Origin of the sequence: Xanthobacter aminoxidans, from assembly GCF_043193615.1 — a bacterium.
Lineage (GTDB): Bacteria > Pseudomonadota > Alphaproteobacteria > Rhizobiales > Xanthobacteraceae > Xanthobacter > Xanthobacter aminoxidans.
In genome coordinates, this window is sequence record NZ_JBAFUS010000001.1 from 828,733 (window position 1) to 841,415 (window position 12,683).

13 protein-coding genes are annotated in these 12,683 nt (G+C 67.3%); 6 read left to right on the top strand and 7 right to left on the bottom strand.

Annotated elements, in window-relative coordinates; genetic code table 11:
• The first annotated feature begins 5 nt into the window (after positions 1-5).
• The 5 genes from V5F74_RS03790 (at position 6) to pdxR (ending at position 4,923) form a co-directional block, all read left to right on the top strand.
• Positions 6-884: a branched-chain amino acid ABC transporter permease gene (locus V5F74_RS03790; RefSeq protein ID WP_029557840.1), complete on the top strand. Its 879-nt coding sequence runs from the start codon at positions 6-8 to the stop codon at positions 882-884.
• Positions 881-1,831 (top strand): branched-chain amino acid ABC transporter permease, encoded by a 951-nt coding sequence (locus V5F74_RS03795; RefSeq protein ID WP_051679139.1) that lies wholly within the window; start codon positions 881-883, stop codon positions 1,829-1,831. Before V5F74_RS03790 ends, V5F74_RS03795 begins: the two co-directional genes overlap by 4 nt.
• Positions 1,828-2,601 (top strand): ABC transporter ATP-binding protein, encoded by a 774-nt coding sequence (locus V5F74_RS03800; protein ID WP_029557838.1) that lies wholly within the window; start codon positions 1,828-1,830, stop codon positions 2,599-2,601. The genes V5F74_RS03795 and V5F74_RS03800 overlap by 4 nt, the downstream gene beginning before the upstream one ends.
• The gene (locus V5F74_RS03805) at positions 2,588-3,298 is read left to right on the top strand and encodes an ABC transporter ATP-binding protein (protein WP_374250224.1); all 711 of its coding nucleotides are present in this window, start codon (positions 2,588-2,590) and stop codon (positions 3,296-3,298) included. The genes V5F74_RS03800 and V5F74_RS03805 overlap by 14 nt, the downstream gene beginning before the upstream one ends.
• Positions 3,299-3,369: 71 nt before the next feature.
• The gene (pdxR, locus tag V5F74_RS03810; protein ID WP_394006338.1) at positions 3,370-4,923 is read left to right on the top strand and encodes a MocR-like pyridoxine biosynthesis transcription factor PdxR; all 1,554 of its coding nucleotides are present in this window, start codon (positions 3,370-3,372) and stop codon (positions 4,921-4,923) included.
• A 64-nt stretch (positions 4,924-4,987) separates the two neighbouring features.
• On the opposite strand, the gene V5F74_RS03815 is transcribed toward pdxR, so the two are convergent.
• From V5F74_RS03815 to V5F74_RS03845, 7 genes are all read right to left on the bottom strand, one after another.
• A complete protein-coding gene (locus V5F74_RS03815) occupies positions 4,988-6,166 on the bottom strand; it encodes an iron-containing alcohol dehydrogenase (RefSeq protein WP_394006340.1) in 1,179 nt (392 codons plus the stop codon).
• 10 nt (positions 6,167-6,176) lie between these two features.
• Positions 6,177-7,655 (bottom strand): aldehyde dehydrogenase, encoded by a 1,479-nt coding sequence (locus tag V5F74_RS03820; protein WP_038193326.1) that lies wholly within the window; start codon positions 7,653-7,655, stop codon positions 6,177-6,179.
• Positions 7,652-8,521: an alpha/beta fold hydrolase gene (locus V5F74_RS03825; protein WP_394006342.1), complete on the bottom strand. Its 870-nt coding sequence runs from the start codon at positions 8,519-8,521 to the stop codon at positions 7,652-7,654. The genes V5F74_RS03820 and V5F74_RS03825 overlap by 4 nt, the downstream gene beginning before the upstream one ends.
• Entirely contained in the window at positions 8,514-9,098 is a 585-nt protein-coding gene (locus V5F74_RS03830; RefSeq protein WP_284145621.1) for an amino acid synthesis family protein, read from the bottom strand. The genes V5F74_RS03825 and V5F74_RS03830 overlap by 8 nt, the downstream gene beginning before the upstream one ends.
• A 77-nt stretch (positions 9,099-9,175) precedes the next feature.
• The gene (locus tag V5F74_RS03835) at positions 9,176-9,904 is read right to left on the bottom strand and encodes an amino acid ABC transporter ATP-binding protein (RefSeq protein ID WP_374250254.1); all 729 of its coding nucleotides are present in this window, start codon (positions 9,902-9,904) and stop codon (positions 9,176-9,178) included.
• A gap of 49 nt (positions 9,905-9,953) precedes the next feature.
• Positions 9,954-10,649, bottom strand: coding sequence for an amino acid ABC transporter permease (locus tag V5F74_RS03840; RefSeq protein ID WP_024279790.1), 696 nt, complete (start codon positions 10,647-10,649; stop codon positions 9,954-9,956).
• A 93-nt stretch (positions 10,650-10,742) separates the two neighbouring features.
• Positions 10,743-11,609 (bottom strand): ABC transporter substrate-binding protein, encoded by an 867-nt coding sequence (locus tag V5F74_RS03845; RefSeq protein WP_051679137.1) that lies wholly within the window; start codon positions 11,607-11,609, stop codon positions 10,743-10,745.
• A 164-nt stretch (positions 11,610-11,773) separates the two neighbouring features.
• Between V5F74_RS03845 and V5F74_RS03850 the strand changes: the two genes are divergently transcribed.
• Positions 11,774-12,460: a GntR family transcriptional regulator gene (locus tag V5F74_RS03850; protein ID WP_250168314.1), complete on the top strand. Its 687-nt coding sequence runs from the start codon at positions 11,774-11,776 to the stop codon at positions 12,458-12,460.
• The last annotated feature ends 223 nt before the right edge of the window (positions 12,461-12,683 follow it).

Sequence of the window (12,683 nt, forward strand, 5' to 3'; positions counted from 1 at the left end):
GCGACATGGCCACGGTCGACCTTCTGTTCGCCGCGCTGTTCAACGCCGCGGTCCTGTTCCTCGTCACCGCGGGACTGCAGCTCATCTTCGGTGTCCAGCGCATCGTCAATCTGACCGCCGGCTCGCTCTATGCCCTCGGGGCCTATTTCGGGGCCTCGGTGTTCGAGTGGTTCTCGGCGCAGGGCGGCTCTCCCGTCCTGCTCCTGCCGGTGCTCATCCTGTCCGGCCTCCTGGCGGGACAGGTGGGCTTCATCGTCGAGCGGGTGCTGCGCACGGTCTACGGCCGCGACGAAGCCTTCCAGCTGCTCATGACGTTCGCCTTCGTGCTGATGTTCCAGGATGTCCTGCGCTACGTCTGGGGCGCTCAGCCGCGGCTGCTCGGCGATCTGCCATCGGTCTACGGCACACTCGTGGTCGGCGAATTCACCTTCCCGGTCTACAATTTGCTCGTGATGACGAGCGCGCTGGTGGTGGCCGGCCTGCTCTACTGGCTCATCGAATGGACCAGCCTCGGCCATGTGGTGCGGGCCACCGCCGAGAACGGCCGCATGGCGGAGGCGCTGGGCGCCAACACCCGGCGCATCAACATGCTGGTGTTCGTGCTCGGCTCCATGCTCGGCACGGTGGGCGGCGCGCTGGTCATTCCCACCACGGCGGCCTCGCTGGAGATGCCCATCGCGCTCATCGTCGAAGCCTTCGCGGTGGTGGTGATCGGCGGGCTGGGCAGCATCCGCGGCGCCTTCCTCGGCGCCATCATCGTCGGCGTGCTCAGGGCGCTCTCGCTCACCTATTTCCCGGAGCTGGAGGTGATGTCCATCTATCTTGTGGTGATCGTCGTCCTCGTGGCGCGGCCCTACGGACTGTTCGGGAAGGCCGAGGCATGAAGACCATCCTCGCCTTCCTCGCGGTGCTCGCGGCCTTCGTCGCCGCCCCGTTCGCGCTGGGGCCCTACTACACCACACTCATCATCCCGATCCTCGCCTACGCCATCGCTTTGACCGGCCTCAACCTCCTGTTCGGCTACGGCGGGCTCCTGTCCTTCGGCCACGCCATGTTCCTCGCCATCGGCGCCTATGCGAGCGCGGTGATGGGGGCGAAGCTCGGGGTTCGCGCGTTCGAGGCGCAGCTCATCGTGGCGATGCTCGCGAGCGGCACGGTGGCGGCCCTCATCGGCCTCCTGTGCCTGCGCTATACGACCATCTTCTTCTCCATGCTGACGCTCGCCTTCGGCATGATCTTCCATTCCTTCCTGTTCAAGTTCTACGACCTGACCGGCGGAGAATCCGGCATCTCCGTGCCGCGCCCCAGCCTGTTCGGCGCCAGCTTCGCCTCCATGAGCAAGACCGCCTTCCTGGTGGGGCCGTTCTACTGGTACGCGCTCGGGCTGTTCTCGGTCATGTTCCTCCTCATGGCGCTGATCGTCTCCTCGCCCCTGGGGCTCGCGCTCAAGGCGGGGCGGGACAACGAGCGCAAGACGTCGTTTCTCGGGGTACCGGTGTTCAAGGTGCGCTACGTGGCGTTCATCCTGTCCGGTATCTATTGCGCGGTGGGCGGCGCGGTGCTGGCGGTCAGCATCGGTGCCGCCGATCCGGAGCTGTCCTACTGGACACAGTCCGGCAACATGATCTTCATCATCATCCTCGGAGGGCTCGGGCAATTGTTCGGCCCGATCGTCGGGGCCGTGTCCTTCACCCTGCTGCAGGACACGCTGATGGCCAATACCGAGTACTGGCGTTTTGCCCTCGGCGCGATTCTCGCGCTCATCATCATCTTCGCCCCGCGCGGTATTCTCGGCCTCATCACGCGTGCACTGGAATGGAGGCGGCGATGATCGAGATGCTGCTGCGCGCGTTGAACATCACCAAGCGCTACGGTGCCTTCACCGCGCTCGCGGGGGTGTCGTTCGATATCTCGAAGGGGGAGGTGGTGGCGGTGGTCGGCCCCAATGGCGCCGGCAAGACCACGCTGGTGAACACGCTCTCCGGGCTGTTCATGCCCGACGAGGGCGGCGTGATGTTCGAGGGGCGCCCGGTGGCGGGGCTCGGGGCCAGCGCGCTCGCGTTGCGTGGGCTGGCCCGCTCCTTCCAGCTCGTCACCATCTATCCGAGCTTCACCGTGGCCGAGATGATCTCGGTCGGCGCCTTCGCCCGCGCCGGGCAGACCTTTCGCCTGCTGAGGCCGTCCGCCACCTGCCGGCGCGAACAGGCGCAGGTCCGCGAGGTGGCGGCGGCCTTCGGCCTGGAGCACCGGCTTGAAACCACCTGCTCCGCCCTTTCCCAGGGCGAGAAGAAGCTGGTGGACATCGCAAGCGCGCTCACCCTGCGCCCGCGCCTGATGCTGCTGGACGAGCCGACCAGCGGCATCTCCAGCGCCGACAAGGACCGCATCATGGAGACCCTGCTCGCGGCGGCCCAGCGGCTCGGCGTCGAGAGCCTCGTCCTTGTGGAGCACGACATGGAATTGATCGCGCGCTACGCCACCCGGGTGATCGGCCTGAAGGCCGGCAGTCTCGTCGCCGACATGCCACCTGATGCCTTCTTCCGGGACCCGGCGGTGATCGAGACCCTCGTCGGCAAGGTGCCTCACAATGCTCTCGGTTGAACGCCTCAGCGTCGACATCGCCGGAACGTCGATCCTGCGCGCCATCTCGCTGGACGTGGCGGCCGGTGAGATCGTCTGCCTGGTCGGCCGCAACGGGGCCGGCAAGACAACGTTGCTCCGCGCACTCATGGGGCAGCTCGCGCCCCGCGCCGGCACCGTCCTGTGGCACGGGAAGGCGCTGGCCGGGCTTCCGCCGCACGAGGTCGCCCGGCGCGGCATCGGCTTCTCTCCCGAGGAGAGCGAGGTGTTCGCAAGCCTCTCCGTGGCCCAGAACATCGCCTTCGGCACCTGGACGCGGCCATCGCGGGAGCGTCCTGCGGCCGATCGCATCGCCTTCGCCTATGAGGTCTTTCCCAAGCTCCTCACCTACATGGCGCGCGGCGGTGCCGAACTCTCCGGCGGCGAGCGCAAGATGGTGTCCATCGCCCGCGCGCTGGCCCTCGATCCGGATCTGCTGCTGCTCGACGAGCCATTCGAGGGCCTCTCGCCCGCCATCATTCCCACCATCGCCGCCGGCATCGCCTCCATCCGCGCCTCGGGCCGGGCGGTTCTGATGGCGGAATCCAACGTCCAGCATATTCCCGACTATGTTTCGCGCATCTATGTGATCGAGCGGGGGGAGATCATCTTCCACGGCAGCCTGGAGGCGGCGCGGGCGGATCCCCTGGTCCGGCAGGTGGCTTCGGGCCTCGCCTGACGGGGATCTGGAGGCGTTGGATGGCACGTGAATTGCTTTGCTCACCCTTGGGGCAAGGATCGAGCAGGCACATGATTCCACTGCATCTGGACCCGGCCGCGGGCGTCACGCTCCAGGAGCAGGTCTACGACCAGGTCCGTGCGGCCATTCTCGCCCGCACCCTGCCGCCGGGGGCGGCACTGCATTCGACCCGGGAACTGGCCCGCACGCTCAAGGTGTCGCGCAACACCATCGTGCTTGCGTTCGAGCGCCTCGCCAAGGAAGGCTACCTGGTGATGCGCCCGGGCGCCGGCACCTTCGTGTGCGAGGTGCTGCCGGAGGCCTGCGTCGGCCTGTCGGGATCGCCCAATCCTGAGGCATCGAGCCCCTCGCCGCGCCGGCCTGAGCCCACAGTCGTGCACCCGCCAGTGCTGCTGCGTGCAGCGCCGCTGCGCATGGTGCAGACCGGCCCCACCCGCATGCAGGTGGATTTCTGGTACGGCAGCGCCAACAGCCGGAATTTTCCGATCCGTGAATGGCGGCAATTGCTGCTGGAGAACCTTTCGCGCGCCTCCGGCAACCTGTCCGGGTACGGTCCGCCGGAAGGCGCGATCGAGCTGCGCCGCGCCATCGCCAGCCATGTCTCGGCAAACCGCGCCATTCCGGCCGAGCCGGATCAGATCATCATCACTGCCGGCGCGCAGGAGGGCTTCAACCTCATCAGCCGCCTGTTCGTGCAGCCGGGGGTGAAGATCGCGATCGAGGACCCCTGCTATGCCGGCGCAGCGCATGTCTTCTCCAGCTTCGGCGGCGCGCTGGTCCCGGTGCCGGTGGATGCGCAGGGTCTGTGCACGGAGTATCTGGCGGGCTGCGGCGCATCGCTCGCCTACGTCACGCCCTCCCACCAGTTCCCCACCGGCGTCACCATGTCGTTCGGGCGCCGCCGCGAACTTCTGGCCTGGGCCCGCAGCAGCGGCGCCTATGTGGTGGAGGACGATTACGACAGCGACTTCCGTTATGACGGTGCCCCGCTCGCCGCGCTGGCGGGCCTCGATGCCAACACCTCGGTGATCTATCTCGGCACCTTCTCCAAGTCCGTCGGCGCCGGCATCCGCACCGGCTACATGGTGGTTCCGAAGCAGCTGGTCGGGCCCGTGCGGCAGGCCAAGAGCCTCGCCAACTACGGCCATCCCTGGCTCGACCAGATCGTGCTCGCGGACTTCATCGACCAGGGCCGCTTCGCCCGGCACGTGCGGCGCATTCGCCAGACCTACAGCGAGGCGCGCCAAGCGTTGGTGGAAAGCCTGAACAGCCATTTCGGGCCCACGCGCATCTCCGGTGCCGATGCCGGCATGCACGTGATGTGGACGCTGCCGGACCACCTCCCGCCGGTGCGCGAGGTGGCGCGGATCGCGGCCGACGCGGGCGTGGGGATCTACACGCTGGAGGCGGCGGGCGCCCACGAGATCGTCCCGTTCCGCTATCCCCGCGCCGTGGTGCTGGGATATGCGGCGCTGACGCCGGAGGCGATCCGCAAGGGCATCGCCCGGCTTGCATCCGCCTTGTCCCGGGAGGGCGTTGACCTCTCCCCCCGCTTCGTGCGGCAGCGGCCGAGCGTACTGGCGGCACCGGGACCGCAGCGATAGCGCGTCAAAGCTCCTCCCGCCCGTCCAGACGGTGACCGGGTGCAACGCAAACGTTGCCCCGCCATCACCCGCGGATGGCTCCGCCGTCCCAGGCGATCTCGTAGAGACGGACGATCTCGTCTTCGGACGGAATGCGCGGATTGTTCCCCGGGGTGCCGGAGGCGAGGGCCTGGCGGGCCATCTCCGGCCGCAGGCGGAAATAGGCCTCCTCATCCACGCCATAGGCCTTGGGCGTGGGAACCTTGAGGCGGGTGTTGAGATCCCGGAAGCCCCTCACCAGGGCATGCCCGGCCTCTTCATCCCCCATGGTCGCCGGCGCCCAGCCGAGCGCGCGGGCGGCGGCGGCGTAGCCGGCGGGCGCAGCGGAGAGGGAATATTCCGTCACGAGCGGCAGGAGCATGGCGTTGGAGAGGCCGTGCGGCACGTGGAAGAAAGCGCCGATGGGCCGGCTCAGCCCATGAATGAGGGCGGTGGACGTGTTGGACACCGCAAGCCCCGCATGGGTTGCCCCCAGCATCATGGCCTCGCGCGCGGCGCGGTTCGACGGTTCGCGCGCGACCGTCTCCAGATTCGCGCCGATCAGCCTGAGCGCGGAGAGCGCCAGCGCTTCAGCGTGGGCATTGCCGTTGCGATTGATGAGGGCTTCCAGCGCATGGGTCAGGGCATCGAGCCCCGTGTCCACGGTGACCCGGAACGGGCAGGAGAGAGTCAGTTCGTAGTCAACGATGGCTGCGGCCGGAAGGGCCGCGGTGCCGAGGATCAGCATCTTCTCCTGCGCAGCTGTGTCGGACACGACGCAGGCGCGAGTGACTTCGCTGCCGGTGCCGGCGGTCGTGGGGATGGCCACCAGCGGCATCACCTGAAGATCCACGATGCGCGGCACTTTCAGGGCACGCACGTCCTCGCCCGTGCTCGCGAGGATCGCCGCCGCTTTCGCCGTGTCGATGGCGCTGCCGCCGCCGAAGCCGATGACGCCATCGTGGGAGCCGGAGCGGATCTCGTCGGCCGCCGCGATCACGCTGGTGTCGGTCGGATCTTCCACCACCGCCGAGAACACGCCGAGGCCCAGCCCCGCCTCCCGCATGGCGGCGATGGCCGTATCGGCGATGCCGAGCCTGAGGATGGTGGGGTCGACGACCAGCATGGGCCGTCTCACGCCGAGGCGGCCCAGCAAAGGCACGAGCTGGGAGAGGCTGCCGCCGCCGATGAGAAGCTCGCGCGGGGTGAGGATGCGGTTGATCATGCAGCGGTCCTCAGCGCATCACGAAGGGATCGGGGATCGGGGCGTCGGACGTGTTGATCCACACCGATTTTGTGCGCGTGTAGTCGCGGATGGAATCCATGCCCGCCTCGCGGCCGAGGCCGGACATGCCATATCCACCGAACGGCACCATGGGCGAGACGGCGCGATAGGTGTTCACCCAGACGATGCCGGCATGGATCTTCGCCGTCATGCGATGGGCACGGGCGAGATTGGTGGTGAAGACACCGCTGGCGAGGCCGAAGACGGTGTCGTTCGCCTTGGCGACCGCCTCCTCCTCCGTGTCGAACACGGTGGCGCTCAGGACCGGACCGAAGAATTCCTCGCGGAAGCAGGGCAAGTCGGTGTCGTGGGAAAAGAGGATGGTGGGGGAGACGTAATAGCCCTGGGAGAGGCCCCGGGGCCGGCTGCCGCCCGTGATGCACTCGGCCCCCTGCACGATGCTGGCGGCCACCGTGCGCTCCATGTGGGCCACCTGCCGCGCGGTCGCGAGCGGGCCCATCTCCGTCTCCATCCGCTGCGGATTACCGATGCGGATGGCGCGAGCCTTGTCTGCCAGCAGTTTCAGGAAGGGCTGTGCGACCTTGCGCTCCACCAGCAGCCGCGAACCCGCTGTGCAGCTCTGCCCGCTGGCGGCGAAGATGCCTGCAACCACGGCGTTGGCTGCGCTTTCGAGATCGGCGTCGTTGAACACCACGACGGGAGACTTGCCGCCGAGCTCAAGGGTCGTGAAGGCGAGGTTCTCCGCGCTGTTGCGCACGATATGCCGCGCCGTCGCCGGCCCGCCGGTGAACGCGATGCGGGATACGAGCGGATGGGTGGTCAGCGCTTTCCCGCACTCGGGCCCGAAGCCGGTCAGGATATTGACCACGCCCGGCGGGAAGCCGGCCTGATGGACGAGCTTGGCGAAGGCGAGAAGCGGCGCCGGGCCATCCTCGGACGCCTTCAGCACCACGGCGCAGCCGGCGGCAAGCGCGGGCGCGAGCTTCACCGCGGATAGGAAGAGCTGCGAGTTCCATGGCACGATGGCCGCAACCACGCCGATGGGCTCGGGGCGCAGCGTGACGTCGAGGTCCGGCTTGTCGATGGGCACGACGGCGCCCTGGTGCTTGTCCGCAAGGCCGGCGAAGTAACGGTAGTAAGCCGCCACATAGCCGATCTGCGCCTTGGTCTCGCGGATGATCTTGCCGGTGTCGCGGGTTTCCAGCTTGGCAATCTCGGCCGCGTTCTCCGCCACGAGGTCGCCGAGCTTGTAAAGCAGCCGCCCGCGCTCGGTGGCGGTCATGCGCGCCCAGGGCCCTTCATGCATGGCACGATGGGCGGCGGTGACGGCGCGGTCCACGTCCGCCGCGTCGGCCTGGGGCATCAGCGCCCACGCCGCCTCGGTGGACGGGTCCACGCTCTCGAAACGCTCGGTGGGATAGGAGAAGACACCGTCGATATAGTGCTCGAATGTCTGTAAGGCGTTCACGGCTCGGCCCTCGCAAGGCTCGCGGCAGGCGCCTGCGCTTCGGCCAGGAAGGCGAGCAGGCTGCGGTTGACGGCATCGGGATGGGTGAGGGCCATCATATGGCGCGCGCCGGCGAGAATTTCCGCCCGGCCACCTGGAGCGCGAGCTGCCATCTCCAGCGACATGGCCGGGGAGGAATTGGCGTCGTGCTCGGCCGTGAAGAACAGGGCCGGCGGGACCAGTTGCCGAAGCGCCTCGGCAAACACCGCATCGGAACTGGCGAACAGCCGGTAGGTCAACCGATAGCCTTCCGGCCGCACCTGCTCCAGCGCAGCGCGGGTCAGGGCCGAGGCCTCGACGAGACCGTCCGGCACGGGATCGCCGAACCAGCGGGCCAGGGTCGGATCTATGGAGGCGGCGACGCCCTTTTGGTCCAGTTCGTCGGCGCGGGCCTCAACGGCGCGCTTCAGTTCCGGTGGCCGGCAGAAGACGGCGTTCATCGCCACCAGCCGGGTGACGCGCGCGGGATGGCGCAAGGCCACCTGCATCGCCACCAAGGCCCCCATGGAATGCCCCACCAGGGCCGCCCGCTGGATGCCCAGCGCATCAAGCAGACCGACGACAGCCTCGCCATAGTCCTCAAGGCGCGCCGGGTCCGGCGGCAGGGTGCTTTCGCCGTGACCGGGCATGTCCATCGAGATGACGTCGTGATGCGCGGCGAGGACACGGACCTGCGGTCTCCAGACGTCGGCATGCATGCCGACGCCATGGATCAGCACCACGGGCGCGCCCTGACCCGCCCGAAGATAGGCGACCGAGCCCTCCACGGCGCCACCGCGCAGCCGGACGGCGGCGTGGCAGCGACCTGCGTCTGCGACCTCAGCCATGGAGGTCCTTCAGGGTCTCGAGGTCCTTGTAGCGGTCGCCGATGCGATGATGCGGTCGCCCGCCGATGGAAGCGCCGAGCGCAATCACCAGTTCGTCCGGCGCGGGAGCGTCGGAGATGGCGAAGTGGACCGTCAGATAGTGCGAGCGCCGGCCCTCGTCCTGCTTGTCCATCAGCGGAATCATGATGGGGCAGCCCGGCCCGCCACGGACGTTGGTGAAAGCGAGATAGGTCTTCGCCCCCACCGCACGGCGGAAGTGATTGCCGAAATGCAGGGTATGGATGAGCGCGGAGGCGTGCTCGATTTCGCCGGAGGTGCCGCACAAAGCGGCCTTGCCATAGCCCTCCACCGCGTCGCCGGAGCCGACGCGGCGCAGGATCTCGTCAGTCAGGAGCGCACCGAGTTCCGGCGCGATAGCCATGATCTCCGGCTTGAGGTCGTCGACGAAGCCGCGGCCGGCCCAGGGATTGGCGATCACCGCCGCAGCACCGAACAGATGGAGGGGGGTCGGCGCCGCCTTGCCACCCTCGATAAGCACCTTCTCGTCGTAGCCGACGATCTTGCGAAGCTTCAGCATGATCTCTTTTCCAAATTCCGGATTACGGCATGCCAGGACAGGAGGCGCGCAGGGGCATGGCACCGCCCCCGGCAGCCTCAGTGAGACAGGATCTTGGAGAGGAACGCCTTCGCCCGATCGCTCTGCGGATCTTCGAAGAAACGCGCCTTCGGCGTGTCCTCGACGATCTCGCCGCGATCCATGAAGACGACACGATCCGCGACCTTTCGCGCGAAGCCCATCTCGTGGGTCACGACCATCATCGTCATCCCCTCCTGGGCGAGGGAGACCATCACGTCGAGCACCTCGGTGATCATCTCCGGATCAAGCGCCGAGGTCGGCTCGTCGAACAGCATCGCGATGGGGTCCATGGCGAGCGCGCGGGCAATGGCGATGCGCTGCTGCTGGCCGCCCGAGAGCTGGAGCGGATACTTGCCCGCATGGGCCGTCATGCCGACGCGCGCGAGCAGGCCCATGGCCTTGTCGCGTGCCTCCTCGCTCTTGCGCTTCAGCACCTTCTCCTGGCCGATGCACAGATTCTCCAGCACGCTCATGTGCGGGAACAACTCGAAGTGCTGGAACACCATGCCGACGCGGGCGCGCAGCTTCGAAAGGCTGGCCTTGCCGTCGGTGATGGAGGTCCCCTCGATGAGGACCTCGCCCGTGTTCACCGGCTCCAGTGCGTTCACGCACTTGATGAGGGTGGACTTGCCCGAGCCGGAGGGCCCGCACACCACCACCACCTCGCCGCGCGCCACCGAGAGCGAGCAGCCTTTCAACACCTGAAAGGTGCTGTACCATTTGTCGACGCCCCGGATTTCGACCACGGGTGTGGTGGCGCGGGCGGATGTGCCGTCAGATGCATTCATGGCGCCCTCACCTCTGCTCGACCAGGCCGGCCTGGGGATCGTAGGCCCGGCCGAAGCGGCGCTCGATGCGGCGCTGGATGAACTCCCAGGCGGTGGTCATGATGAGGTAGTAGATCGCCGCCACCACGAAGAGTTCGAGCACCAGGAACCGCTCCTGAATGAGCACCTGCGTGCGCCGGAGCAGTTCCTCCATGGAGATGATGGAGGCGATGGAGGTGGTTTTCAGCACCCCGTTCACCGAGTTGCCGAGCGGCGGGATGATGATGCGGAAGGCCTGCGGCGCCACCACGTAGCGCATCACCTGGAACGGCGTCATGCCGATCGCGCGCGCTGCGTTCACCTGGCCCCGGGACACCGCGGCGATGCCGGCGCGCACGATTTCCGAGAGGTAGGCCGCCTCGTTCAGCGTAAGTCCGATGAGGGTGGATTCCACCACGGTGAACTTGATGCCGAGCTGCGGCAGGCCCGTGTAGATGATGATGAGCTGCACCAGAAGGGGCGTGCCCCGCATGATCCAGGTGTAGAAATACGCGGGCGCAGACAGTAATTTGTAGCTCGACATGCGCATCACGGCGATGACGAAGCCCAGGATGAGCCCGAAAAATATGGAGAAGACGGTGAGCCCGAGGGTCACCAGCGCACCCTCTATGAGGTAGCCGTTGGTGAGATACTCGAAGAAGCCGTCCCAATGCCAACCCTTCACGTCAGCCTCGCGGGAATGAGAGAGGTCTCGGGCTGCGCGGGGCGCCCGGCGAGGCGGCGGGGACCAAATGCCCCGGCCGCAATGAGGAAGACGTCATGTATTGGGGCCGAGAACGCGCACCCCGCCCTCGGCCCGGCCGACGCCGTATTCGCCGAGCAGCTTGTCGAGATAGCCGTCCTTCTCCATGTCCTTCATCACCTCGGCGACGGCGTCCGCCACCACCTTGTCGCCGAAGGCCAGAGACCCCGGGGTGGGGTACAGACGCGACAAGGCGTGGGTGAACTCGCCGCGGTCCTGATACTGCTTCGCCACAGGATCGATGGACACCGCGGCATCCACCTGCCCGGCGCGCAGCGCCTGATAGACGGTGGCGTAGCCATCGAAGAGATTGATGGTCATGGGCTTCAGGCCCCGCGCCTCGAAATCCTTGTTGAGGTCGCGCATCTTCTTCTCGGCATAGCCGCCGATGTCGGTGCTCACGGCCTTGCCGGAGAGGTCGTCGAGCTTGGTGATGGGCGCGCCCGACTTCACCGCCGTCGAGATGGAGATGGCGAGGTTCTCATACGGGATCATGTAGAGAATCTTGGTGCGCTCGGGCGTCACGAAGAGGCCGGCGTTGATCATGTCCCAGCGCTTGCCCTGGAGACCGGGAATCATCGCTGCATACTCGGCGCTGATGTATTCCGGCTTCAGGCAGAGGCGCTTGGCCACCTCATAACCGAGTTCGATCCTGAGCCCTTTCAGCACGCCTTTCTGGTCGGCATAGGCCATGGGCGGCAGGGTCGGGCTCGTCGCCATCACGAACGTGCCAGGCTTGACGAGATGACTGTCGGCGATCTTCGGCTGACAGGTCTCCGCGCGGGCGAGCCCGGCCGTGAGGCAGACTGCGGCGGCCGCCGCGAGGGTGGCCGCACGGCGCGCGGACCGGGACAGCGAGGTCGGAAGCGTGATGGGGGCCATGAGTTCACCCTGAGGAATATTATTGTATGCCGTACTATGGCATACCATAATCTGACGTCAATCGGCCTCAGCCAGCGACGATTGGTTTTCTGAGATGGCGCCGGGTTGAGTTGAATATTCGGCGCGGCTGCGGCACCAGTGCCGGCAAGAGGGAATGCGAGAAGATGAACGCTGCCACTGAACCCCTGAGGGTTGATCGCCCCGCCAAGACGCTTCGCGAGCTGACGCTTGAGAAGATGCGCGAGGCCATCTTCTCGCAGCATTTCCGGCCGGGCGACCGGCTGGTGGAGCGCGACCTGTGCGAGCGTCTGGGGGTGAGCCGCACCATCGTTCGCGAGGTTCTGCGGCATCTGGAGACGGAAGGCCTGGTCTCCAATCTTCCGGCGCGTGGCCCCATCGTCTCGCGCACCACGGCGGCGGAGGCCTTGCAGATTTACGAGATCCGGGGGGCGCTTGAGGCCATAGCCGCGCGCGCCTGCGCCGAGGCCCGGCAACCCGCGACGATCGCGGCCCTCGACGCCTGCCTCGCCCGCATCCTCGCCGGCTACGCCCGGGGCAACTCGACGTTGGTCCTGGAGGCGACCTCGGACTTCTACCGCACCCTGTTCGCCAGCTCCGGCAAGGAGGTCGCCTGGAACATCGTCAACGCCCTGACGATGCGCATCAACCACCTCCGCTCGATGACGATCAAGACCCCAGGCCGAGAGGTGGAAGGCCCCAGGCAGATGCAGCGCATCGTGGAGGCGATCCGCGCGGGCAAGGGGGAGGAAGCGCATGCCGCCGCTCTGCAGCACGTCGCGAGTGCCTCGGCCATTGCCCAGCGCCTGCTGCGGGAGCGGGAGGGCGGGTGATTGAGATTGGGTGCAGGCGCCCCGAGAGCCCGTAGGGAAATCGGCGGACTGAACCACCCCTGGATTCACAGGCGCCTTCTTCCCTGGGGGCCCGGCCCCTAACGCCCGGCTGACGGGCGCTCCGTGCCGTTTTTTGCCGCCAGCGAAGCGCTCACCGCGCTCCTCGCCGGACCATGACCAAGCCACTGAAGGGCAGATGACCTATGACGCCACCAAATGGCGG

What these genes read in the sequence shown, in the direction of transcription:
- V5F74_RS03805 (WP_374250224.1), top strand. Translation starts at nt 2,588, where the DNA reads ATGCTCTCGGTTGAACGCCTCAGCGTCGACATCGCCGGAACGTCGATC.
- V5F74_RS03815 (WP_394006340.1), bottom strand. Translation starts at nt 6,166, where the DNA reads ATGATCAACCGCATCCTCACCCCGCGCGAGCTTCTCATCGGCGGCGGC.
- V5F74_RS03850 (WP_250168314.1), top strand. Translation starts at nt 11,774, where the DNA reads ATGAACGCTGCCACTGAACCCCTGAGGGTTGATCGCCCCGCCAAGACG.
- V5F74_RS03800 (WP_029557838.1), top strand. Translation starts at nt 1,828, where the DNA reads ATGATCGAGATGCTGCTGCGCGCGTTGAACATCACCAAGCGCTACGGT.
- V5F74_RS03795 (WP_051679139.1), top strand. Translation starts at nt 881, where the DNA reads ATGAAGACCATCCTCGCCTTCCTCGCGGTGCTCGCGGCCTTCGTCGCC.
- V5F74_RS03825 (WP_394006342.1), bottom strand. Translation starts at nt 8,521, where the DNA reads ATGGCTGAGGTCGCAGACGCAGGTCGCTGCCACGCCGCCGTCCGGCTG.
- V5F74_RS03790 (WP_029557840.1), top strand. Translation starts at nt 6, where the DNA reads ATGGCCACGGTCGACCTTCTGTTCGCCGCGCTGTTCAACGCCGCGGTC.
- V5F74_RS03845 (WP_051679137.1), bottom strand. Translation starts at nt 11,609, where the DNA reads ATGGCCCCCATCACGCTTCCGACCTCGCTGTCCCGGTCCGCGCGCCGT.
- V5F74_RS03830 (WP_284145621.1), bottom strand. Translation starts at nt 9,098, where the DNA reads ATGCTGAAGCTTCGCAAGATCGTCGGCTACGACGAGAAGGTGCTTATC.
- pdxR (WP_394006338.1), top strand. Translation starts at nt 3,370, where the DNA reads ATGATTCCACTGCATCTGGACCCGGCCGCGGGCGTCACGCTCCAGGAG.